The organism is Spongisporangium articulatum (assembly GCF_044465595.1).
In the GTDB taxonomy this organism is placed as follows: domain Bacteria; phylum Actinomycetota; class Actinomycetes; order Actinomycetales; family Kineosporiaceae; genus Spongisporangium; species Spongisporangium articulatum.
The window spans coordinates 251,181-274,485 of record NZ_JBITLV010000007.1; the positions used below are offsets into that span (position 1 = coordinate 251,181).

General features: G+C 73.0%; 19 protein-coding genes. 6 read left to right on the forward strand and 13 right to left on the reverse strand.

From position 1 onward, the window contains the following. Position 1: 1 nt before the first annotated feature. The 8 genes from ftsW to mraZ form a co-directional block, all read right to left on the reverse strand. On the reverse strand, positions 2 to 1,264 hold the full coding sequence (gene ftsW, locus ACIB24_RS20315) for a putative lipid II flippase FtsW (RefSeq protein WP_398284006.1): 1,263 nt from the start codon (positions 1,262 to 1,264) through the stop codon (positions 2 to 4). Then, entirely contained in the window at positions 1,261 to 2,796 is a 1,536-nt protein-coding gene (gene murD / locus ACIB24_RS20320; RefSeq protein WP_398284007.1) for a UDP-N-acetylmuramoyl-L-alanine--D-glutamate ligase, read from the reverse strand. The genes ftsW and murD overlap by 4 nt, the downstream gene beginning before the upstream one ends. Beyond that, positions 2,793 to 3,878: a phospho-N-acetylmuramoyl-pentapeptide-transferase gene (mraY, locus tag ACIB24_RS20325; RefSeq protein ID WP_398284008.1), complete on the reverse strand. Its 1,086-nt coding sequence runs from the start codon at positions 3,876 to 3,878 to the stop codon at positions 2,793 to 2,795. The genes murD and mraY overlap by 4 nt, the downstream gene beginning before the upstream one ends. Continuing rightward, positions 3,875 to 5,557, reverse strand: coding sequence for a UDP-N-acetylmuramoyl-L-alanyl-D-glutamate--2,6-diaminopimelate ligase (locus ACIB24_RS20330; RefSeq protein ID WP_449619063.1), 1,683 nt, complete (start codon positions 5,555 to 5,557; stop codon positions 3,875 to 3,877). Before ACIB24_RS20330 ends, mraY begins: the two co-directional genes overlap by 4 nt. Continuing rightward, positions 5,548 to 7,773: a peptidoglycan D,D-transpeptidase FtsI family protein gene (locus tag ACIB24_RS20335; RefSeq protein ID WP_398284010.1), complete on the reverse strand. Its 2,226-nt coding sequence runs from the start codon at positions 7,771 to 7,773 to the stop codon at positions 5,548 to 5,550. The genes ACIB24_RS20330 and ACIB24_RS20335 overlap by 10 nt, the downstream gene beginning before the upstream one ends. Further along, positions 7,770 to 8,381 carry a hypothetical protein gene (locus ACIB24_RS20340; RefSeq protein ID WP_398284011.1) on the reverse strand — a complete coding sequence of 204 codons (612 nt, stop codon included), beginning with the start codon at positions 8,379 to 8,381 and terminating at the stop codon, positions 7,770 to 7,772. The genes ACIB24_RS20335 and ACIB24_RS20340 overlap by 4 nt, the downstream gene beginning before the upstream one ends. A 46-nt stretch (positions 8,382 to 8,427) precedes the next feature. Continuing rightward, positions 8,428 to 9,423: a 16S rRNA (cytosine(1402)-N(4))-methyltransferase RsmH gene (gene rsmH, locus ACIB24_RS20345; RefSeq protein ID WP_398284012.1), complete on the reverse strand. Its 996-nt coding sequence runs from the start codon at positions 9,421 to 9,423 to the stop codon at positions 8,428 to 8,430. Between the two features lie 212 nt (positions 9,424 to 9,635). After that, positions 9,636 to 10,067, reverse strand: coding sequence for a division/cell wall cluster transcriptional repressor MraZ (gene mraZ, locus ACIB24_RS20350; protein WP_398284013.1), 432 nt, complete (start codon positions 10,065 to 10,067; stop codon positions 9,636 to 9,638). Between the two features lie 351 nt (positions 10,068 to 10,418). On the opposite strand from mraZ, the gene ACIB24_RS20355 reads away from it, so the two are divergent. Genes ACIB24_RS20355 through ACIB24_RS20365 form a run of 3 tightly spaced genes read left to right on the forward strand, consistent with a single transcriptional unit; the run spans position 10,419 to position 15,267 of the window. Next, the gene (locus ACIB24_RS20355; protein ID WP_398284014.1) at positions 10,419 to 11,399 is read left to right on the forward strand and encodes an AAA family ATPase; all 981 of its coding nucleotides are present in this window, start codon (positions 10,419 to 10,421) and stop codon (positions 11,397 to 11,399) included. A 5-nt stretch (positions 11,400 to 11,404) separates the two neighbouring features. Then, on the forward strand, positions 11,405 to 12,823 hold the full coding sequence (locus ACIB24_RS20360) for a DUF58 domain-containing protein (protein WP_398284015.1): 1,419 nt from the start codon (positions 11,405 to 11,407) through the stop codon (positions 12,821 to 12,823). Further along, positions 12,823 to 15,267 (forward strand): transglutaminase family protein, encoded by a 2,445-nt coding sequence (locus ACIB24_RS20365; protein WP_398284016.1) that lies wholly within the window; start codon positions 12,823 to 12,825, stop codon positions 15,265 to 15,267. The genes ACIB24_RS20360 and ACIB24_RS20365 overlap by 1 nt, the downstream gene beginning before the upstream one ends. Before the next feature lie 136 nt (positions 15,268 to 15,403). On the opposite strand, the gene ACIB24_RS20370 is transcribed toward ACIB24_RS20365, so the two are convergent. The 5 genes from ACIB24_RS20370 to ACIB24_RS20390 all read right to left on the reverse strand — a co-directional run bounded on the left by ACIB24_RS20370 (position 15,404) and on the right by ACIB24_RS20390 (position 22,274). Next, the gene (locus ACIB24_RS20370; protein ID WP_398284017.1) at positions 15,404 to 15,793 is read right to left on the reverse strand and encodes a DUF3040 domain-containing protein; all 390 of its coding nucleotides are present in this window, start codon (positions 15,791 to 15,793) and stop codon (positions 15,404 to 15,406) included. A gap of 228 nt (positions 15,794 to 16,021) precedes the next feature. Continuing rightward, entirely contained in the window at positions 16,022 to 17,269 is a 1,248-nt protein-coding gene (locus tag ACIB24_RS20375) for a DNA polymerase IV (protein ID WP_398284018.1), read from the reverse strand. A gap of 46 nt (positions 17,270 to 17,315) precedes the next feature. After that, on the reverse strand, positions 17,316 to 21,260 hold the full coding sequence (locus ACIB24_RS20380) for a DNA polymerase III subunit alpha (RefSeq protein ID WP_398284019.1): 3,945 nt from the start codon (positions 21,258 to 21,260) through the stop codon (positions 17,316 to 17,318). A 34-nt stretch (positions 21,261 to 21,294) separates the two neighbouring features. Further along, entirely contained in the window at positions 21,295 to 21,729 is a 435-nt protein-coding gene (locus ACIB24_RS20385) for an SAV_6107 family HEPN domain-containing protein (RefSeq protein ID WP_398284020.1), read from the reverse strand. 164 nt (positions 21,730 to 21,893) lie between these two features. Continuing rightward, positions 21,894 to 22,274: a DUF6504 family protein gene (locus tag ACIB24_RS20390; protein WP_398284021.1), complete on the reverse strand. Its 381-nt coding sequence runs from the start codon at positions 22,272 to 22,274 to the stop codon at positions 21,894 to 21,896. 105 nt (positions 22,275 to 22,379) lie between these two features. Between ACIB24_RS20390 and ACIB24_RS20395 the strand changes: the two genes are divergently transcribed. The 3 genes from ACIB24_RS20395 (at position 22,380) to ACIB24_RS20405 (ending at position 23,294) form a co-directional block, all read left to right on the forward strand. Next, the gene (locus ACIB24_RS20395; protein ID WP_398284022.1) at positions 22,380 to 22,748 is read left to right on the forward strand and encodes an MmcQ/YjbR family DNA-binding protein; all 369 of its coding nucleotides are present in this window, start codon (positions 22,380 to 22,382) and stop codon (positions 22,746 to 22,748) included. A 118-nt stretch (positions 22,749 to 22,866) separates the two neighbouring features. Then, complete coding sequence (locus ACIB24_RS20400; protein WP_398284023.1) at positions 22,867 to 23,130, forward strand: hypothetical protein; 264 nt, start codon at positions 22,867 to 22,869, stop codon at positions 23,128 to 23,130. After that, positions 23,127 to 23,294 carry a hypothetical protein gene (locus ACIB24_RS20405; protein WP_398284024.1) on the forward strand — a complete coding sequence of 56 codons (168 nt, stop codon included), beginning with the start codon at positions 23,127 to 23,129 and terminating at the stop codon, positions 23,292 to 23,294. The genes ACIB24_RS20400 and ACIB24_RS20405 overlap by 4 nt, the downstream gene beginning before the upstream one ends. The last annotated feature ends 11 nt before the right edge of the window (positions 23,295 to 23,305 follow it).

Here is a 23,305-nt window from a genome sequence, read left to right on the forward strand (position 1 = left end):
CTCACCGGCGTCCTCTCCCCACCACGGCGAGGGAGCGGCGGACCAGGCCGGCGCGCGCGGCCAGCGCCTGCTGCGCCCCCGGCTCGTGACGTGCGAACCCGATCACCATGCCCAGTGCGGCCATGGTCATCACCAGCGCGGACCCGCCACTGCTGACCAGCGGCAGGGGAAGGCCGATCACCGGCAGCAACCCGATCACCACCCCGATGTTGACGACAGCCTGACCGATCACCCAGGCGAGCACACCGGCGGTCGCGATCTTGACGAACGGGTCGGTGTGCCGCAGGACGATCCGGAACATTCCTACCGCACACGCGGCGAAGAGGCCGACCACGGCCAGCGTGCCGACGAGTCCGAGCTCCTCGCCGATGATCGCGAAGATGAAGTCGTTGTGCGCCTCGGGCAGCAGCCCCCACTTCTCGCGGCTGGCGCCCAGGCCCACGCCCCACCAGCCACCCGTGGCCAGCGCATACTTGCCGTGCAGGCTCTGGAAGCAGGCACCGAGGGCCGCGTCGCCGGTGCAGTCGGACCGCCACGACGCGATCCGGCCGAGCCGGTTGGAGCTGGTCATCACCATCACCAGCGTGAGCAGGGCGAGCGCGCCACCGCCGAACACGAAGATCCGCTTCGGGCAGCCCGCCACGAACATCGTGCCGACCATGATCGCCATCACGATCAGCGCGGTGCCCAGGTCGGCGCCGTACAGGACCAGGGCGAGGAACAGCAACGCACCCGGGACGACGGGCACCATCGCGTGCACGGGTTCACCGAGCAGCGGACGTTTGCGGGCCAGCACCGCGGCGACCCACACGCACAGCGCCAGCTTGCCGATCTCGGAGGGCTGCAGCTGGAAACCGCCGAGGGAGACCCAGTTGCGGTTGCCGTTGACGCCCACGCCGAAGCTCGTGAACACGAGCAGCTGCATGACCATGGCCCCGACCAGCAGCGGCCAGCCGAGCGCCGCCCAGCTCTTCGGCGGCATCCGCGCCGCCAGCACCATGAGCGGCACGCCGATGAGCGCGAACACCGCCTGGCGCCAGAACACCGTGAAGGCGGACTGCCCGTCGGCCAAAGAGTCGACGCTCGAGCTGGACAGGACCATGACCAGGCCGAGACCGATCAGGACCACGCTCGAGCCCAGCACCAGGTAGTACGAGGTCAGGGGCGTGTCGAGCCAGGCGGGCAGGCGCAGCCCCCGCTCGGCCGGTGCCGGTGCCCCACCGGCGGCGGGCGAGGCGGGTCGGGTGCTGGTCTCGCTGCTCACACCGACGTGCTGCCGCCCGAGCCGCCGCTGCCCAGGCGCGACCGGACGGCCTCCGCGAACGCGTCACCGCGTTCCGCGTAGTTCGTGAACATGTCCATCGATGCGCAGGCGGGTGCGAGCAGCACGGTGTCGCCCGGGCGGGCCAGCTGACCCGCGCGTGCGACCACCACATCCATCACCGGCACGTCACCAGTCTCCGTGACGTCCACCTCGACGACCGGGACATCCGGCGCGTGTCGGCCCAGTGCCTCACGGACGAGTTCGCGGTCGGTCCCGATCAGCACGGCGCCCCGCAGCCGGGCGGCGTTCGCGGCGACCAGGTCGTCGAACCGGGCGCCCTTGGCCAGGCCCCCCGCGACCCACACCACGGAGTCGAAGGCGGCCAGCGACGCGGCGGCCGCGTGCGGGTTGGTGGCCTTGGAGTCGTCCACGTACGTGACGCCGCGCAGGATGCCGACGGTGGCGATCCGGTGCGGTTCGGGCCGGTAGCCACGCAGCCCGTCGCGGACGGCGTAGGCGGGGACGCCGTGCGCCCGGGCCAGTGCGGCCGCGGCCAGCGCGTTGGCCACGTTGTGCGGGGCGAGCGTGCCCCCACCGGCCGTCTCGACGTCCTCCAACGTACCCAGCTCGGCCGCCGACGTGGCGCGCTCCTCGACGAAAGCCCGGTCGCAGAGCACATTCTCGACGACCCCGAGCATCGACAGCCCGGGCACGCCGAGGGTGAAGCCGATGGCCCGGCAGCCCTCGATCACGTCGGCCTCGCGGACCAGCTGCTCGGTCACCGGGTCGGCCACGTTGTAGACGCACGCGATCTCGGCGTCGTGGTAGATGCGGCCCTTGGCCGCCGCGTACGCCTCGCGGCCGCCGTGCCAGTCGAGATGGTCGTCGGCGACGTTCAGGACCGCGGCGGCCTGCGGCTGCACCGAGTACGACCAGTGCAGCTGGAAGCTCGACAGCTCGACGGCGATCACGTCGAACGGGTCGGGGTGCAGCACCGCCTCCAGCAGCGGGGTGCCCACGTTGCCCGCGGAGGTGGCCCGCAGGCCGGCCGCGCGCAGCATCGACTCCAGCATCGTGACCGTCGTCGTCTTGCCGTTCGTGCCGGTCAGGGTCAGCCAGGGCGCCGGCCGGCCCCCCGGACCGTTGGCCGGCCGCAACCGCCAGGCCAGCTCGACCTCGCCCCAGATCGGCACCCGGGCCCGCGCCGCCTCGGCCAGCAGCGGCTGGGACGGGGGCCACCCCGGCGAGGTGATGACCAGGTCGGGCGGACCGCCGTCCACCTGCGGCAGGACGTGGGTGCGGCCCTCGCCGAGCAGGATCGTCGCACCCAGGGTCTCGAGGATGATGCCGCGCTCCCGCTGCCCGGGCCCGTCCCGCTCGTCGACCACGACGACCTGGGCGCCGCGTTCGAGCAGCGCGTCGGCGGCGGCGAACCCGGACACGCCGATCCCGGCGACGACGACCCGCACACCCGGCCAACCGTTCGCGGGCGTCCACAGCGCCGAGATCTGCTCCGGCGAGCCCTCGCTCATATGCCGACGACCCACTCCGCGTAGAAGACCCCCAGCCCCAGCGCGACGAACAGGCCGGCGATGATCCAGAACCGGATGACGATCGTCACCTCACCCCAGCCCGCCAGCTCGAAGTGGTGCTGGAGGGGGGCCATCCGGAAGACCCGTTTACCGGTCAGCTTGAAGGAACCGACCTGGATGATGACCGAGAGGGTGATCATCACGAACAGGCCGGCCAGCAGGACCAGCAGCAGTTCGGTCCGGGTGGTGATGGCCAGGCCGGCGAGCGCGCCGCCCAGGGCCAGCGACCCGGTGTCGCCCATGAAGATCTTGGCCGGTGAGGCGTTCCACCACAGGAAGCCGAAGCAGGCGCCCATCACGCAGGCCGCGACCACGGCCAGGTCGCGCGGGTCGCGCACCTCGTAGCACTGCGGCCCGGCCCGGGTCAGCAGCTGGCAGGACTGGTTGGACTGCCAGATCCCGATCAGTACGTAGGAGCCGAACACCATCACGCTCGCGCCCGTGGCGAGGCCGTCGAGCCCGTCGGTGAGGTTCACGCCGTTGCTGGTGCCGGCGATCATGACGTACGTCCAGGCGACGTACAGCACGAGCCCGAGCGCGGGCCCGGCGAAGGCCAGGTCGACCGCCGTGTCCCGGATGAACGAGATCGACGTGGAGCCCGGGGTCAGGAACGCCCGGTTGCCGAACTGCAGCGTCAGCACCGCGAACGCGATCGAGACGAACGACTGCCCGGCCAGCTTGCTGCCCGCCCGCAGGCCCAGGCTGCGTTGCTTGCTGATCTTGATGAAGTCGTCGGCGAACCCGACCAGGCCCAGCCCGCTCATGAGGAAGAGCACCAGCAGCCCGGACGCGCTGGGCGTCCACCAGGTGACCAGGTGCGAGACCGTGTAGGCGAACAGCGAGGCGCCGATGATCACCGCCCCGCCCATCGTCGGGGTGCCGCGCTTGATGTGGTGCGACGTCGGCCCGTCATCGCGGATGAACTGCCCGTACCCGCGCTTGACCAGGAACCGGATGTACAGCGGGGTGCCGAAGAGGGAACAGACCAGCGACACGAAGGCCGCGATCAGGACTGTCCTCACTCCCGAGCCTCCTGCTGTCCGGCGCCTCGGCGCGGCGCGCCGCCCGTCACCGTACCGACCTCTGTCCCCACCGCCACAAGGGCCTCGCCGAGTTGGCTCCGGTCGTCGAAGGGGTGGACGGCCCCCGCGACTTCCTGGCCCGACTCGTGCCCCTTGCCCGCCACCAGGAGCGTTCCCGGCGGCCCGGAGCCGCCCCAGGCCCGCCGGACCCCTTCGAGGATCGCCGCGGCCCGATCCCCGATCTCCAGGACGACGGAGGCCCGGGGGGCGGGCAGCTGGCGGGCCCCGGCCAGGACCGCCGCCCGGATCGCCGCCGGGTCCTCGGAACGCGGGTTGTCGTCGGTCACGATCACGACGTCGGCGTGCGCCGCGGCCGCCGCCCCCATCCCCGGCCGCTTGCCCCGGTCCCGGTCGCCCCCGGCGCCCAGGACGACGACCAGCGGGCCGCGCGCACCCGGCGCCAGCGCCTCGAGGGCCTTCGCGACGGCATCGGGCGTGTGCGCGTAGTCGACGACGGCCGTCGGCTCACCCCGGTAGGGCTGCCAGCGGTCGGCGTAGCCCCACCTCTCGATCTCCGGCCGGGCGCTGGTCACCGGCTCCATCCGGCCGGGGACACGGCCCCGGGAGAAGATCGACGTGGCGGCCACCCCCAGCTCGTGGCCCGTCAGGTCGCCCATCACCAGCGCGAGGGCCATGTTGGCGACGTTGAAGTCCCCCGGCAGGGGCACCACCGCCTCCACCTCACGCCCGTCCGGGGCGACCAGCGTGAAGCGGGTGCGCTCGCCCTCGGGCTGGATGTCGACGGCCCGCCAGTCGGCGTCCAGGACCGGGTCGGTGGTCAGGGTGGTGACCGGCACCCGGGCCTCGGCCGCGAGCCGGCGGCCCCACTCGTCGTCCACGCAGACCACCCCGCGCTGCGCGCGCTCGGGCGTGAAAAGCGTTGCCTTGGCAGCGAAGTAGTCCTCCATCGTGGGATGGAAGTCGAGGTGGTCCTGGCTCAGGTTCGTGAAACCGACGACGTCGAAGACGATGCCGTCGACCCGGCCCAGGACGAGCGCGTGACTGGACACCTCCATCACGCACGAGTCCAGGGCGTGCGTGTACATGGTGGCCAGCAGGCGCTGCACGTCGGGCGCCTCGGGCGTCGTCCGGGCGCTGGGCACCGGGTCGTCACCGACCAGGACCCCGACCGTGCCGATCAGCCCGGCCTTCTGTCCGCCGTTCAGCGCCGTGTGCAACAGATGGGCGGTCGTCGTCTTGCCGTTGGTGCCGGTGATCCCGTACATCGTCAGCTTCGTCGCGGGATCTCGGTACACCGTGGCCGAGACCCGGCCCAGCACGGCCCGCGGGTCGGGGACGACGAGCGCGGGCAGCCGCACCCCGGCCTCGCCCAGCAGCCGCTCCCCCTCGGGGTCGGTCAGGACGGCGACCGCCCCGGCGTCCGCGGCCTGGGCCCCGAACCGCGCCCCGTGCGTGGCGGCGCCGGGCAGGGCGGCGTAGAGGTCCCCGGCGGTGACCCGGCGGGAGTCCAGCGTGACCCCGAACAGGGGTACGTCGGCACCCGGCGGAGCGGGGACGCCGAGCAGCGTCGCGAGGTCGGCGACGGTTCGCGCGTTGCTCGGGTGCACGCTTCGCGACCCTAGCGGAGCGGCCAGGCGGGCGAGGTCGGTCACTTCCATTCGAGGGGCAGGTTCGGCTTCTTGCCGGTGGACGGGGCAATGCCCTCCTTGGCCAGCGCGTACGTCATGATCTTCTGGAAGATCGGTGCGGCCACCGTGCCGCCGTAGTAACCGTTCTTCTTCGGCTGCTGGAGGAACACGGCGACGACGATCGCCGGATCGTCCGCGGGGGCCATGCCGACGAAGCTGGCCGTATAGCCGTTGTAGCGACCGACGTCGGAGTCGTAATAGTCCGCCGTCCCCGTCTTGCCCGCCACCCGGTAGCCGGGGACGGACGCGAGGTCACCCGTGCCCTCCTTCCCGACCACCCGCTCGAGCATCTCCCGCAGTTGGGAGGCGGTCTTGTCGCTGACCACCCGGGTCCCCCGGGGTTGCGCGGTGGGCACCATCTCGCCGTCCTCGCCCTGTACCGCCTTGACGATGCGGGGCGGCACGCGGACACCGTTGTTGGCGACGGTCGCGTACACCTCGGCCGACTGCAGGGCCGTGACCGACAGACCCTGACCGAACAGCACCGTGTACCGCTGCGAGTTGTTCCAGTCCTTGGCATCGGCGAGCAGACCCTTCGACTCGGGCAGGCCGACACCCGTGGCGGACCCCAGCCCGAACGAGCGCATGTACCGGTACATGTCGGCCGCCGGCACCCGCTCGCCAACCTGGATCGTGCCGGTGTTGCTGGACTGGGCCAGAACGCCGGTGAACGTGAGTTTCTCGGGGCCGTGCACGTGGCTGTCGTGGAAGGTACGCCCACCCCGCTGGATGGTGTAGTCGACCGTCAGCCTGGACTCGGGGGTCACCTTGCCCTCCTCGAGGGCGGCCGCGGCGGTGACCAGCTTGCTGGTCGACCCCGGTTCGAACACGTCGACCAGGCTGCGGTTCTGGAGGTTCTCGGCCTTGGCGCTGCCGTAGTCGTTGGGGTTGAACGACGGCGCGTCCGCCAGGGCGAGCACCTCGCCCGTCTTCACGTTCAGGACGACCGCCTGCCCGGCCTTGGAGTCGCTGGACTTCACGGCCTTCGTGAGCAGCTGCTGCGCCTTCCACTGCAGGTCGGAGTCGATCGTCAGCTGGACCTTCCGGCCCGGCACGGGGTCGACCTCCGTGGTGCGCCCGGTCGGGATCTGCTGGCCGTTGCTCCCGCGCTCGTAGTGCAGCACCCCGTCCCGGCCCTGGAGTACGGACTGCTGGGCGCGCTCGATCCCGGCCAGCGGCGTGCCGTCCTTGCCGACGAAGCCGATCACGGAGGCGGCGACCTGACCGTTGGGGTAGTTCCGCTGGTTCGCCGACTCGCTGTAGACGCCGGGGATCTCGAGCGCGTCGACCTGCTGCCAGACGGCCGGCTCGATGCTCTTCTTCACGTACACGAAAGCCCGGTCGCCCGTGAGCTTCTCGCGCACGTCGTCGACCTTCATGCCGAGCAGCGGGGCCAGCGCGTTGGCGGCCCCGGTGATGCCGACCTGGGACGGCGGCAACTGGGCGTCGTCCACGTGGTACTGGTTGACGATCCGCTGGTCGACCGTGACGTTGCGGCGCTCCACCGTGGTGGCCAGCACCGCGCCGTTGCGGTCGACGATCGACCCGCGCGCGGCGCTCAACGTGCGCACCTGCGAGCGCTGTTCGAAGGCGGCCTCGGCGGTGGGCCCGGCCTGGATCACCTGGACCTGGATCAGCCGGCCCACGATCAGCAGCAGGACGACGCTCGCCGCCACCGCGACGAACCGGATCCGCCCGTCGGGGTTGCCGGGGCGGGGCGGGCGGCGCAGGCGGGGCCGGGGTCTGCGAGCCGGGGCCAGCATGCGCTGGGCGCTCGGGGCCTGCGGGGCCGGACGTCGGGACGTCGGGACCCGGCGGGCCGCCGCCTTCTTCGCGGGGGCCTTGCGGGCCGGAACCTGCCCCGGCGCAGCCTTCGTCGCCGCCGCCTGCCTCGGCGCCGCTCTCTTCGCCGCCGCACGCTTCGGGGCCGCCTTCTGAGCCGGGGCGGCCTTCTTGGTCACCCCCGGTCGCGCGGCCGCCCGGGCGGCACTCTTCTGAGCGGGGAGCTTCTTGGCGGCCGTCTTCTTGGCCGCGGTCTTCTTGGCCGCGGTCTTCTTGGCCGCGGACTTCTTGGCCGCCGCCTGCTTGGCCGCCTGCTGGGGGGCAGCCTTCTTCGCCCGGGTCTGAGCCGGGACGCCGGTGGTACGCGCGCGGGTCCCCGACGGCGGGCGGCCCGCGCCCGTCATCGGCCCGACCCCCCCGACGTGTCGCCCGTCTTCGAGTCCGTCTTCGAGGTCGACGTCCTGCTGTCCGTCTTCTTCGCGTCGGTCTTCGCGCCGGTCTTGGCGTCGGACGTCTTGGCGTCGGACTTCTTCGCGTCCGACTTCGCCGCGTCGGTCTTCTTCGTCGTCGTCGGCGGCTTCGGGGCCGGCTTCGGCGGGGCCGTCGCGGCGGCGCTCTCCCCCTGGATCCTCCCGCTGGGCAGTTGCAGGAACGCGGCGTTGGGCGCGGGCACCATGCCCAGTTCACCGGCCCGCTCGGCGAGCGCCGCGGGAGCGCGCATGGCCTGCACCTGCTCGGTCAGCGCCTGCCGCTGCTCGCTGAGATCCCGCTGCTGACGCTGCAACTGGGTCAGGGTGTAGGCCCCCGAGCCCAGGCTGATGGTGAGCATCAGCAACGCGACCAGCCCGGTGCAGAGCATCCCCACGCACAACCATGCGAGCTTGGCCCGCGACGTCCCCAACCGGGGCGCCACGACCCGCAGGCGGGGGGCCTGCTGCGCCCGCTGCCGGGCGACCGGCCTCGGGGCACGCTGGGGCAGCCTCGCCGCCGCCGCACCACTCACGCCGCTCATGCCGCCACCTGCCGCGACGCCGTCCGGTCCATCGTCCCCACCCTGATCACGCCGCCACTCCCCTGACGTCTTCCCGAATCCGTTCCGCCGCGCGCAGACGCGCTGACGCCGCCCGCGGATTGACCCCCCGCTCCGTCTCGTCCGGCTGCTCCGCCCCCCGCGTCAGCAGCCGCAACCGCGGAGCATGCTCCGGTAGCTCGACCGGAAGTCCATGTGGCGCAGTGCTCTTGGCGCCCGCCGCGAAGGTCCGCTTGACGATGCGGTCCTCCAGCGAGTGGTACGCGAGCACCGCGATCCGGCCGCCCACGCCGAGCGCGGCCACCGCCGCGGGCACGGCGCGCTCGAGCACGGCCAGCTCCTGGTTCACCTCGATGCGCAGCGCCTGGAACGTGCGCTTGGCCGGGTTGCCGCCCGTGCGCCGCGTCGCGGCCGGAACCGATTCACGGACCAGGTCGACGAGGCGGGCACTGGTGGTGAACGGCTCCCGGGCCCGCTCACGCACGATGGCCGAGGCGATCCGCCGGGCGAACCGTTCCTCGCCGTACTGGTGCAGCACGCGGGCGAGCTCGGCGGCCGGGTAGTCGTTGACCACCTCGGCGGCGGTGATGCCCGTGGTGGCGTCCATCCGCATGTCGAGCGGGGCGTCGGTCGAGTACGAGAACCCGCGCCCGGTCTCGTCCAGCTGCAGGGAGGAGACGCCGAGATCCATCAGCACGCCGCGCACGGTCGCGAGGCCGAGGTCGGCCAGCACGCGCGGCAGCTCGTCGTAGACCGCGTGCACGAGCCGCACCCGGTCGCCGAAGGAGGCCAGCCGGGCCCCGGCCAGCTCGAGCGCCTGCGGGTCGCGGTCGATGCCGACCAGGACGGCCCGCGGGCACTGCCGCAGCAGCGCCTCGCTGTGCCCGCCCATGCCGAGCGTGGTGTCGACGACGACCGCGCCGTCGTCCTGCAGGGCGGGGGCGAGCAGGTCGACGCAGCGCTGCACCATCACGGGGACGTGCCGCTCGCTCGTCGCGGGCGGGACAGGGGTGTCGTCGGTCATCTCGCCTCCCTTCGGGCGGTGCCAGTCATGGCGGGTACGTGCTCGTTGCCCGAAGGGCGGGCCGGTGGCCGCGCCGATCAGGGCTCCATCCGCGAAGAGCAAGGGCCTGACACCGGGGAAGGTGCGTCAGGACCAAGCTCATGCGGCTGGAGACCTCATCGCCGCGACGTTCTCGACCGTTCGAACTGGTGGTGCGTGGTGCGGTTGGTACGTCAGAACAACCCGGGCACGACCTCCTCGGCCTGCTCGGCGAACGCCTCCTCCTGCTCGGCCAGGTAGGCCTCCCAGGCACCGGCCGCCCAGATCTCGACCCGCTGGCCCGCGCCGATGACGGCGCAGTCCCGGTCGAGACCCGCGTAGGTGCGAAGTGCGGGCGGGATGGTCACCCGTCCCTGCCGGTCGACCGCCTCGTCGGAGGCGCCGGACAGGAAGACGCGCAGGTAGTCACGCGCCTGCTTGCTGGTGACAGGCGCCTGCCGCAACTGCTCCGCCAGCCGCTCGAACTCGGCGACCGGGAAGACGTAGAGGCACCGCTCCTGTCCCCGGGTGATGACCACCCCTTCTTCCAACTGCTCCCGGAACTTGGCGGGAAGGATCATCCGACCCTTCTCGTCGAGGCGCGGGGTGTGCGTGCCGAGGAACAACCCGCACCTCCCTGCGCCCCTACCTTGCTCCAGTGGCCCCCACATTACTCCACTTCGCTCCCCGGTCAACGGGAAGACCGCCGTGTCGATGGGGTCGACTGTGACGAATACGCAGGTCACAGGGTGTGGGTGCGAAGTGGAGGGAATCGGGCGGCGACGGCCGCGAGCGAGGGGCCCGGCGTCGTCCGAGCACGGTTTTCCGCCCCCGGAGGGGGGCTGAGGGCCCCGCGAGCCGCCTCCGTGGAGGGAAGTGGGGGACGCAGCCCCGGCAGGGCCATGCACAAGTGACGGCTGTTTGAGAGACTTCCGCCGATACCGAAACGCACCACCCGCACTCCGAGGGGATGCACTGTGACCGCACTGACCGCCGGGCCGCGCGAGCTGGAGTACGTGGCGCAGGCCACCGGTGCGATCTGCGACTCGATCGAGACGGTGATCGAGGGTAAGCGCGACGTGATCGAGCTCGCCGTGACGGTGCTCCTCGCCGAGGGCCACCTGCTGGTCGAGGATGTGCCCGGCGTCGGCAAGACGATGCTGGCCAAGTCGCTGGCCAAGGCCATCGGTTCGAAGTCGCGCCGCATCCAGTTCACGCCCGACCTGCTGCCGAGCGACGTGACCGGGGTCAGCATCTACCGCCCCGAGCTGCGCGAGTTCGAGTTCAAGCCCGGGGCCGTGTTCACCAACGTGGTGATCGGCGACGAGATCAACCGGGCCAGCCCCAAGACCCAGTCGGCGCTCCTGGAGTGCATGGAGGAACGCCAGGTCACCGCCGACGGCGTGACCCACCCGCTCGAGCCGCCGTTCATCGTCGTCGCGACCCAGAACCCGATCGAGATGGAGGGCACCTACCCGCTGCCGGAGGCGCAGCGGGACCGGTTCATGGCCCGCGTGTCGATGGGCTACCCGGCCCCCGCCGCCGAGATGGACATGCTGGAGCACCACGCCGGGCGCGACCCGCTCGGCCAGCTGGCACCGGCCAGCGACGCCGCGACCGTGCAGGCGATGATCCAGATCGCCCAGGCGGTCTACGCCGCCGACGCGATCAAGGACTACGTCGTGCAGATCGTGCGCGCCACCCGCGAGACGCCGCTGCTGCGGCTCGGCGCCTCACCGCGCGCCGCGCTCCACCTGCTGCGGGCCGCCAAGGCCCGGGCCGCGATCGGCGGGCGCGGGCACGTCCTGCCGGACGACGTCCAGTCGCTGGCCGCCGCCGTCCTCGCGCACCGGCTGCTGCCCAGCACCGACGGCAGCATCGCCCGCCGCAGCGCCCTCGACGTCGTGGGCGACCTGCTGCAGCAGGTGCCCGTCCCGCAGGCGCGGGCGGTGGTCTGACCGGCATGCCGGCCTCCGGTCCGCCCCGGCCCTCCCCCGGGCGGCGTCTGCTGCACCGGGTCCGGGCCGAGCTGTCCGGGCTGACCACCCGCGGCCGGTCCTTCATCAGCGCCGGGGTGGCCTCGGCGATCTGCGCCGTCCTGCTGGGGCAGGCCGACCTGCTGCGGGTCGCCGTCCTGCTGATCGCCCTGCCCCTGACCTGCCTCGTCTTCCTGGCCCGCACCACGTACCGGATGGGGCTGGCCCGGGCCGTCGAACCGTTGCGGGTGCCCGCGGGCTCGCCGCTGCGGGTCCGGCTCGAACTGCAGAACCTGTCCCGGGGCAGCGCCAACGTGCTGCTCGCGGAGGACTCGATCCCGCCGGCGCTCGGCACCCCGACCCGGTTCGTCCTGGACCGGCTCGCGTCGGGGCGCAAGGTGGCCGTGACCTACTCGTTGCGGGCCGCGGTCCGGGGGCGGTACCCCGTCGGCCCGCTGACCCTGCGGGTCAGCGACCCGTTCGGGCTGTGCGAGACGTCGCGCGCCTTCAGCGGCACCAGCGCCGTGACCGTCGTCCCGCAGCACTGGCCGCTCGGCGAGCTGGCCGGCGGGGGCGCCTGGAGCGGGTCCGGCGAGTCCCAGTCGCGCGCGGCGGCCGTGCACGGCGAGGACGACGCGGCGATCCGGGAGTACCGCGACGGGGACGACCTGCGCCGCGTCCACTGGCGGCTCACGGCCAAGCGCAACGAGCTCATGGTCCGGCGAGAGGAACAGCCGCGGCAGCGAAAGGCCACGGTGCTACTGGATTCTCGCGTCGTCGCGCACCGCGGCCCGGGCTGGGCGTCGTCGTACGAATGGGCCGTACGGATGGCCACCTCGGCCGTGCTGCACCTCGGCCAGACGCAGTACGCGGTGCGCCTCCTGCTCGGCGAACCCCGCCCCGAGGGGCACGCCCCCGGCTGGACCAGCCCGCACTCGGGCAACGAACTGAACGACCTGATCGACCGGCTGGCGGTCACCACCCTGCAGTCCGACGTCCACTCGCTGGAGACCGACCTCGAGCTGCTGCGGCACAGCCCGGACCGGCTCGTCGTGGCCGTCCTCGGTGAGATCAGCGGCAGCCAGCTCGATGCGCTGGCCCGGCTCCGGGTGGGCGGGGCACGCTGCCTCGCCGTCCTGCTGCACACCGCCGAGTGGGACGTCTCCGTCGAGCGGGAACCGACCGGTGGCGGGGCCCCCGGCCCGGCCCGCCCGGACACGGCCGAGGTGGCCGAGGCCGTGGAGGCCCTCCTGGGGGCCGGCTGGCTGGTCGCCGAGGCGCACCCCGCGTCCACCGGCACCGAGGTGTGGGCGGAGGCGGCCCGGCTCGGTGACGGCTGGGGCGCGGAGAACGTGCACGGGGCGACCGGAGCCCGGACGGGCACCACCGTCGGAGGGTGGAACTAGTGAAGCCAGGTTCGGACGGTCGCCTGGCCGTGGCCGCGGCGGGCGCCACGCTGCTCACCTCGTTGGCCCTGGTGCCTCTGGTCCGCAACCCGTTGTGGCTGCTGGCGGCGGCGCTGGTGACGCTCGTCGTCATGGTCACCGGGATCGCGCTGCGCCAGCTGCTGCACCGCTCGGCGCTCGTCGTGCCGGGGCAGGTCCTGGCCCTGGCCGTGGTGCTCGACCTGCTCTTCACCCGCGACCGCCTGGTCGACCCCTTCGGCGTGATCGACGGTTTCGTCGACCTGGTGCACGCCGGGCTCGAGGTCAGCCGCACCCAGGCCTCCCCGGTCACCGCCACCTCCGGCGTGGTGTTCCTCCTGGTCGCGGGCACCGGCCTGATCGCGCTGCTGACCGACCTGATGGCCGTGACGCTGCGCCAGACCGCGCTGGCCGGGCTGCCGCTGCTGGCCCTGTACTGCGTGCCCGCGGCGCTGCTGCCCGACGGCCTGCCCTGGTACCTGTTCGGCCTGGCCGGCGCGGGTTTCCTCCTGCTGCTCACCGCCGACGCCGACGAGCGGACGCACTCCTGGGGCCGCGTGCTGGGCGGTCAGACCGACGGGCGGGGTAAACCTCCGGGCCTCGGCGTGACCGGGCTCGGGCTGGGGTCGCTCGGCCAGGGCGGGCGGCGGGCGGCGGGCGCCGCGGTGGTGACGGCGCTCGTCGTCCCGCTGTTCGTCCCGGGGCTGGGTGGGGCGCTGTTCGGCTCCGGGGGCATCGGGTCCGGTGACGGTGGCAAGGGGTCGATCACGCGGATCAACCCGATCCTCAACCTGCAGAAGGACCTGACCGACCGGCAGGACACCGAACTGCTGCAGTACCGCACGTCGGTGTCGAACCCGGAGCCGCTGCGGATCGTCACCGCCGACGTGTTCGACGGCAAGGTCTGGGCGCCGGGGACGCCCCGGATCCCGCGCGACAACAAGGTGCAGGACGGGCTGCCGCCGGCCCCCGGGCTGACCGACTCCTCGGTCGCCCGGAAGCTCGCGACCACACAGGTCAAGATCGGGAAGCTGGCGCAGACGTACCTGCCGCTGCCCTACCCGGCCACCCAGGTGGCGATCGACGGCGACTGGCTCTACGACGCGGAGACGCTGAACGTGATCGGCGACCACATCACCACCGAGGGGGCCGCGTACAAAGTCACCCACCTCGAGGTGACGCCCACCGCGGCACAGCTGAGCGCCGCGACCACCAACGCCCGCGACGTCTCGGCCACCTACACGGACCTGCCGGCCGACCTGCCGCAGTCGATCCGGACCGCCGCCGAGCAGGTCACCGCGGGCGCCACCACGACGTACGAGCAGGCCGTCGCCCTGCAGAGCTGGTTCCGCAGCAGCAACTTCACGTACAGCACCGAGGTCAGCCGGGCGACCCGCGGCACCGACAGCGGGTCGGCGGCGATCGCGCAGTTCCTGCAGGACCGCAAGGGCTACTGCGTGCACTTCGCTTCGGCGATGGCCGTGATGGCCCGCGTGCTGCACATCCCGGCCCGCGTCGCCGTCGGCTTCCTGCCCGGTACGAAGGACTCCGACGGGGACATGGTGATCACCGCGCACGACGCGCACGCCTGGCCCGAGCTGTACTTCAGCGGGATCGGCTGGGTCCGGTTCGAGCCGACCCCGCGCGGCGCCGGGACCGACGCTCCGGCCTGGACGCAGCCGCGCTCGTCGGCGCTGCCGCAGGACACCCCGACCACCGCGGCACCGACCACCGCGGCGCCGTCGTCGTCCGCGTCCACCTCGACCGCCGTGCGGCCCGAGCCGACGCAGACCGGCGGCGGGAGCACGGGCGACGGGTCGTCGCGGCTGCCGCTGGTCCTGGTCGCGGCGCTCCTCCTGCTGGCCCTGGTGCTGGTGCTGCCGTGGCTGGCGGCCCGCACGGCGACGCGGGTGCGCTGGTCGCGGGCGCTGCGCTCACCCGACCCGGCCACGGCGCTGGCCGAGGCGGCCTGGGAGGAGCTGCGGGTGGGGCTCTCCGACCTGGGCATGGCCTGGGCCCGGTCCTGGACGCCGCGAGCAGTCCTGCAGCGGGTGATGACGGAGTACGAGCTCGGTGGGCCCGCGGCCGAGGCGCTGCGCCGGCTGGTCACCGAGGTCGAGGGGGCCCGCTACGCGCCGCCGGGCGGAGCGGACGGTGGGCGCCGGGCCGAGGAGCGTCGCGCCGACGTCGCCCGGGTGGTCGCCGGGGTGTCGGCGGCCAGCACCCGGGCCCAGCAGCTGCGCGCCCGGTGGCTGCCGACCTCCGGGGCGGACATGCTGCGGGACGCCGTCCAGGCGGCGGCCGCCGCCGTCCGGCGGGTGGTGGAGCGGGTCGAGAACTGGTTCGACGACCGGTTCCGCGGCGGGCCGGGCCCGGGGGCCGGTAACGGTGCGGTGGACCTCAACCGCGAGCGCGAGACGGTCTGAGGCGCCCGTCCGATCGTTTACGAGGCAACCTCGGTCGCTATGGGCAGCCGAGATTGCCTCGTAAACGATCGGACACGGTCACCGGACGCGTGACGGCCCGGGTCAGGTGACCCGGGCCGGGCGGTACTGGTGCCGGCTACTGGCCGTCGCGGCGACGGTCCCAGCGCTGCTCGATGCGCTGCATGAAGTTGCCCCGGCTCCGGGCCTTGCCCTTGGCGGGGGCTCGGGTGGTGCCGTTCTGGTTCACGACGCCGAGCGGGCCCTTGCGCTGGCTGGACACCGCGTAGGCGGTACCGCCGAGCATGCAGACGAAGCCGAGGACGCCGACGAGGATCTGCTGGTTGGACACGCCGAGGACGAGGACGACGAGCCCGGCCACGATGGCGACGCCGCCGAGTACGAGGCGTCGACCAGCACCGTGACGGCGGTTGGCTCCGCGCATGGCCGAGGCGAACTTCGGGTCCTCGGCGTACAGAGCACGCTCCATCTGCTCGAGCAGCTTCTGCTCGTTGTCGGAGAGCGGCACCTTCGACCTCCTGTGGTCCCACCGGTAGTTTCCCTGACTTCCGGCGATGGGGACAAGGATAGGTCGCGCTTGGCCTTCGGGAAAGCCGATCCACCGTCCCGGCGGGGCCGGTCGAGCAGGTATCGACCCCGAATCGGCCGATCTTGATGCCCGCACGGCCCCCGCAGGGCGCCGGTAACCCGTTCGGAGCAGGTTTCCACCCCCTGTTCCGGAGGGATCACCGGATGATCATCGGCCCCGCGCCGGGTCGTCACCGACCAGGGTCGCGGGGCGCACCGCGTCCCGGCCGAACCGGGCGCTGACCCGGTCGACGGCCTGCTCGGCCTCGCGCCAACCCTGCGGCCGCTCGTCGAGCGCCAGCTGGTGGTGCCCGCCGGCCGCGTCGGCCAGCCCCTCGAGCCGGACGCCGACCAGCCGGACCCGGGCCCGGTCGAGCCCGAGCTTCCCGTACAGCTCGGCCACCGTGCGGTAGAGCACCTTGGCCACGTCGGTGCGCTCGGACAGGGTGCGGGAGCGGGTGATGGTGGTGAAGTCGGCGAAGCGCACCTTCAGGACGACGGTGCGCCCGATCATCCCGGCGTGCCGGACCCGCGCGGCGACCTTCTCGCTGAGCCGCAGCAGCTCCCGCAGCACGATCTCGGGGTCGTCCACGTCCTGGGCGAACGTCTCCTCCGCGCCGATGCTCTTCTCCGCCTGCGCCGGGACGACGGGCCGCGGGTCACGCCCCCAGGCCAGGTCGTGCAGGTGCGAACCGGACGCATCCCCCAGCGCCCGGCGCAACGTCTCGACCGGGGTGTGGGCCAGGTCGGCGACCTTCGTCAGGCCCAGCCGGTGCAGCGCCTCCTCCGTGCGCTCCCCCACGCCCCACAGCGCGCCGACGGGCAACGCGTGCAGGAAGGTGACCGTCTCGGCGGCCGGGACGACCAGCAGCCCGTCGGGCTTGGCCCGCCCCGACGCGAGCTTGGCGACGAACTTCGTCGAGGCCACCCCGACCGAGCAGGTGATGCGTTGCTCGTCGGCCACCCGGTCGCGGATCAGCTGCCCGATCGCGGCGGGCGCCCCGAGCCGGCGGACGGCCCCCGCCACGTCGAGGAACGCCTCGTCGAGGCTGAGCGGTTCGACCAGCGGCGTGACCGACGCGAAGACCTGCATCACCCCCGCGGAGACCTCGGCGTAGCGCCGGTGGTCGGGCGGGATGACCACGGCGTGCGGGCTGAGCCGCCGGGCCCGGGCCATCGGCATGGCCGAGTGGACCCCCTCGGCCCGGGCCTCGTAGGTGGCCGACAGGACGACGGAGCGCCCGCCCCCGCCGACGATCACCGGGCGCCCCTTCAGCTCGGGGCGGTCGATCAGCTCGACGGACGCGTAGAACGCATCCATGTCGACGTGCAGCACGGTGCAGCCGGTGTCGTCCTGCGAGAGCAGACTCTCGGGCGTGCGGCCGCCCGAACCCCGGTTCAGCTGGCTCCTGCTCACGCGAGGAACCTAACCCGCCGCACCGACAGAACCGCGGCCATCGGGTTCAGCCACCGGAACTGCCCGGGCTGGAGTGCCACAGCTTGCGCGGCGCCGAGCGGTCGGGCCGGGCCGCGTTCGCACCGTTCACGCGGCTGACCCGGCGGGTGTCCTTGACGTCGTCACCGGGCGGGGCGAGGTCGGCGTACGGCGACTGCCGGAACCCGCTCGCGTGCACCAGCACGCGGGTGTGGCCCAACCCGCCGCCCATCCCCCCGGCCCGGCGCGCCGGCTCCTCGGGCGCCGAGCCGGAGCCCGGGTCGACGTAGGCCGCCGCGAGGGCGGCCCGGTCCCCCGCGGGCAGGCCCGCCGCGATCTCCCAGTTGACGGGCGGGGCCCCGGGGACGGCGACCCCGCCGCCGAACGTCGTGGCCGGCAGGCCGGCCGGGGTCCGGGAGGTGCGCCGCCACGGATCCCCGGCACCGGGTTCGGTGCGCAGCAGTTCCAGGACGGCGTCGCGGCCGGCCTCCGACCAGATCTCCCACAGCACCGGCAGCTCCCACGCCCCGGTGGCCCGCAGGCTGACCCCGCGCCGCCCGGCCTTGCGCAGCACGCCGCGCACCAGCAGCAGCCAGGAGTGGAACACCGTGCCCGCGTAGTGCCCCTGCACGTCCTCGAAGAACGTCGCGTCGACCGGGCCGCTGGAGTCGTCGAGGGTGAGGAACACGACCCGGCGGCCGCCCCGGATCGGTGGCGTCTGCGTGGCCACCTTCACCCCGGCCACCAACAGCTCGGACCGGCTGCGCCGGGACAGCAGGTCGGGGGCGCGGGTGACGCCCAGCGACTCCAGCATCGGCGCGTAGAAGTCCATCACGTGCCGGCTGGCGTCCAGGCCCAGGACGTCGAGCTCGATCCGCAGGCGCTCGCCGTCCGTCAGCTCGGGCAATCCGCTGCGGCGGGTGTCGGTGACGGACCCGCCCGCGGGGCGGACGTCGTCCACCTGCTCCTGCTCGTCCGGTTCCTCGAGCAGCCCGGCGAGGTCGAAGGCGAGCTGACCGCCGCGCGAGCGGCGCGGCGTCCACCGGTCCAGGTCGCCCAGCTGCAGCAGCAGGTCGCGGCGGGTGGGCAGGGTGCGGTTGGTCAGGCCGGCGCCGGTCAGCTCGGGGACCAACCCGTAGACCGAGTCGAAACCGCCGGCCAGGACGAGCCGTTCGACCACCGGGCGGTCGACCTCGGCCCGCTGCCAGAAGTCGGCCAGCGAGTGGTACGGGTGGTTGGCCACGACCGAGGCCACCTGCTCGTCGCTGATGCCCTTCACATCGGCGAGGGAGAGCCGGATGCCGTACCCGCTCTCGGCGTGGTCGACCCGCTCCACCCGGTAGGTGCCGTCCGAGGCGTTCACGTCGAGCGGGAGGACGGCGATGCCGAGGTTGCGGGCGTCGTCGAGGATCAGCCGCTTCGGGTACATGCCCGGGTCGTGGGTCAGCACCCCGGCCAGGAACGCCGCCGGGTGGTGGGTCTTCAACCACGCCGACTGGTAGGTGGGCAGCGCGAAGGCGGCGGCGTGCGCCTTGCAGAAGCCGAACGACGCGAACGCGACCAGCAGGTCCCAGATGCGCCGCCGGGTGGGTTCGTCGAACGTGGGTAAGGTATTGCGCTGCAACCACTCCCGGACCGTCGCCTGGCCCTGCGGCGAGCCCATCGCGCGGCGCGCCTCGTCGGCGACGTCGAGCGGGCAGCCGGTCACCGCGGCGATGATCTCGATCACCTGCTCGTGGAAGACGACGACCCCGGCCGTGCTCTCCAACGCGTCCTTCAGGGCCGGGTGCAGGTACTCGACGTCGTCGAAACCCTGCCGGGCGCGCAGGAACGGCGTGATCATGTCCGACTGCACCGGGCCCGGTCGGTACAGCGAGATGTCGATGATCAGGTCGTCGAAGGTCTCGGGGCCGAACTTGCCGATCAGCTCCCGCTGCCCGGGCGACTCGATCTGGAAGCAGCCGAGAGTCCGGGTGCTGCGGATCATCTCGAACGTCGGCTCGTCGTCCAGCGGGATGTCGTCGAGCTCGATGGCCGGCCCGCCGAGCCGCTCGACCTCCTGGACGGCGTGCGCCATCGCCGACTGCATCCGGATGCCGAGCACGTCCAGCTTGATCATGCCCATCAGCTCGACGTCGTCCTTGTCGAACTGGCTCATCGGGAAGCCCTGCCAGCTGGCCTCGACCGGGGTGCGGTCGAGCAGCTGGGCGTTGGACAGCACCACCCCGCACGGGTGCAGGGCGATGTGCCGGGGCAGCCCGTCGAGCCTCTCGACCAGCTCGAAGAGCAGCTGCAGGCGCGGGGAGTCGAGACCGGCGGAACGCAGCTCGGGCAGCTCGGCGACGGCGAAACGGGCGTCCTTGGCGCGGATGTGCGGGAACGCCTTGGCGATGGTGTCGACCTCGCCGGGCGGCAGGCCGAGCGCGGCGCCGACGTCACGCACCGCGTGCCGGACCCGGTAGGTGTCCATCATCGAGACGCAGGTGACCCGCTCGTCGCCGAACTCGCGCAGGATCTCGCGGTAGATGTCCTCGCGCCGGTGCGACTCGACGTCCAGGTCGATGTCGGGCAGGACCGCCCGCCGGGTGGTGAGGAACCGTTCCATCAGCAGGCGGTGCTGCAGCGGGTCGACGCCGGAGATGTTCAGCAGGTAGTTGACCAGGCTGCCGGCGCCGGAGCCGCGGGCCGCGACCCGGCCACCGAGCTTGTCCCGGATCAGCTCGCAGACCCGCTGCACAGCGAGGAAGTACTCGGGGATGTCGAGTTCCTCGATCACCCCCAGCTCCTGGTCCAGCCGCTCGTGGACCCGCCGCCGGAAGCTCTCGTCGGCGTGCGGATAACGGGTCAGGACCTGGTGCTCGCAGCTCTCCCGCAGGGTGCGCCGCGCGTCCTCCTTGTCGGCCAGGCGCAGCGTGTGCAGCTCGGGGTACTGCGCGCTGCCCAGGCCGAGGTCGACCTTGGGCACCAGACGGCACCGCATCGCCAGCGACCGCGTGTGGGCCAGCAGCAACCGCGCCTCGTCCCGACCGCCCCCTCCGCCCAGGGCGTCGGCGATCTCGACCGCCCGGGCGACCATCTCATCGGTACCGGCGAGATAGCCCTCGGCGGTGGTGCTGTCGAGGTGTCGGGCGTTCAGCGGGACGAGCCGCCGGGCGGCGTCGAGGACGTCGGCGACCACCGCGCCGTCGGGTTCGAGGTGTCGGACGACGTTGGTCAGGACGGCGGGCACGCCCACCTGGCGGGCCAGCGTGAGCAGCTGGACGGCGTGCGCGCGGCCCGCGAGCGCCCCGCGCGGACCGCGGTGGTTCACCACCTCGACGGCCAGAGCGCCGGCCGGCAGCAGCGCACGCCACCGTCGCAGCAGGGCGGCCGCCCGGTCGGGGCGCCCGGCCAGCAGCGCGCGCCCGACGTCGGAGGCCGGGCCCAGCAGCACCACGAGCGCCGCGACCTCGGGGTGCTCCGGGTGGGCGGCGTGCCGCGTGACGAGGTCGACGTCGGCCACCGGGGTGCCGCGTTCGCCGCGCGCGTGGGCGGCCGAGACCAGCCGGCACAACCGGGCCCAGCCGACACCCGGCGGGCGCGGACCGTCGTCCGGACCGCTGATCGCGCGGCGGGCTACGAGGTCGGCCAGCGCCAGGACCGTGACCCGCGGGTGCCGGGGGTCGACCGCGGCCCCGCCCCGGACGGGAGCCTTGCGCACCGCCCGGGTGACGGTCGCGTAGCGGGGGGCGGCGTCGTCCTGGTCCAGATCGAGTGGTTCGACCGCCAGGTCGACGCCGAGGATCGGGGCGACGCCGTTCTTCTCGCAGGCCTGGACGAACTTGACCGCCCCGTAGAGGCCGTCGCGGTCGGTCAGGGCGAGGGCGTCCATGCCGAGTTCGGCCGCGCGGGCCACGAGCGCGCCGGGGCTGGTCGCCCCGTGCCGTAGCGAGTACCCCGAAGCGACGTGCAGGTGGACGAAAGGCTCTGACATGACCGGCCTTTCGTTCGCACCCGACTGAGGATGGCTACTCGCAGCTGGGCAGGTCGATGGGGAGCACCTGCTGGTAGGGCAGGCCGAGGGCGGACTCGACCAGGTGGTGGAACGCCTCGGCGTCCCGCAGCAGGTCGTCGGCGTCACGGCCGCTGACCACGTAGGCGCGCCCCGCCTCGATGGCGGCCCGACGGGCGGCGGTGGAGGCGAAGAACGTGGCCCACTCCCCCATTTCGGGGGCCACGCGGGGCAGCACCTCCCAGACGCTGCGCGGACCGCCGCGACCACCGGGCCGGCTGCGGACCGCGAGTACCGCGGCGGCGGCGCGCAGGGCGGCGAGGTGCGCGGTGACGTACCGCTCGCCGGGGGTGCGGGCGGCGCAGGCCGACAGCAGACCGGCGCGGGAGCGTTCGAGCAGCATGCGCGCAGCGGTGGAGACGGGCGGTCGCTCCAGGGTGGTGGCCGACATGTCGTCCTCCTCGTCGTCGGTGGTGCGTCGCCCACGCTCCCGTGGGTCGGTGAAGGGTTGCTGCGAATCAGGTGTGCTGGACCTGAGTGCCTGCTCGTCCTGCTCTTGCTCTTCTGGACGATCCGGAGGGTCGGCCCGTTCCGGGCACATCGGCGCCCACGTCTTCAGTCGGCGACGGCCAGCAGGCGCCAGCCCTCGCCGTCGGTGCCCCGGGTCGTCTCACGGGAGATGTCGTACACGCCGGCACCGACAGTCCGGGGCCCGCGCGCCTCCACGCGCCACACCTCGCGCTCGTGGTCGACCGCGACCTTGAGCGCCTGCCCCTCCGCGCCGACGGCCATCGGGAGGTCCTCCCCGACCGCGGCGGCGCGGACCGCGGGCGCGTTCCACCAGGCCTGCCGCTCGCGCCAGTAGCCGAGCACCTCACGGACGACGTAGACCCGGTCGCGCCAGATGAACGACGCGGGTGCCACCCCGGCCCCGGCGCCGGACGTGACATCCTGTGCGAGCCGTACCGCCACTGCCTCACCGATCCGCCGAGCCACCCGAACCTCCCCTTTTCGAACACGTGTTCGAACAGTTCGAATGTACACCGGGGCCCCCGCGGTCCGTCAATCGGAAACGCGGCCCTCTCGAGATCGGAGTGGGCGATGGTCGACGCCGACGACGTCCGCCGGCTCGCGCTGGGGTTGCCGCATGTCGAGGAGATCGCCTCGAAGGGGTTCGACTTCCGCGTCGGCGGGCACGGTTTCATCTGGTCCTACCCCGAGCGCGAACCCGGTCGACCGCGCCGCATCCGCACCGACGTCGCCGTGCTGTACGTCGGCGACGAGGACGAGAAGCAGGCGCTCCTGCTCGGCGAACCCGACCTGTTCTTCACCGCCCCCGGCTACGGCGACCAACCGCTGGTCATGGTCCGCCTCGCCGAGATCGACCTGCCCCGGCTGCACGAACTCGTGACCGACGCCTGGCGGATGCGCGCCCCCGAGGACCTGGCCGCCGACTACCGCGAACCCTGACCGGTCGAAGATCGGGTGGATCTGCGCAGCCCGGAGCCCACGAAGATCCACCCAGTGATGCGGTGGCAGAGCGGAAATCCACTGTTCGCGCCGCGTTCTCGGGGCTACGTTTCCGGCCATGAGCGGGCACGAGGGAAAGGCGGGGCCGGACGAGCGGCACCCCTTGGCCGACACCCTTCCCGGGCTGGAGGTCCACCCCCTGGAGCCCGGCTGGACGCCGCTCGAAGCCTTCGTCCTGGTCAAGTGCCTCGACGACGAGGGCGACGTCACCTGGGCCTACCGGACCACCTCGCGGCTGAACCGGGAGGAGTTGCTGGGTGCACTGATCGTCCAGGCCGACGTGCTGCGCAAGGAACTGCGCGACGAGTGGGACGACGCATGACCTCACCGCCGCCTCCGAAGGGCCAGGTCGTCCGGTACGCGACACTGATGGGCCTGGTCGTGGGCGGTCTCGCCGGGGTGGGGATCGTCGCGCTGATGAGCATCGACTACCTCCACTACCGGGGTGCCCCCGCGGAGCAGGCCGAATCGCCGGACCCGACCTGAGCAGCGGGGTA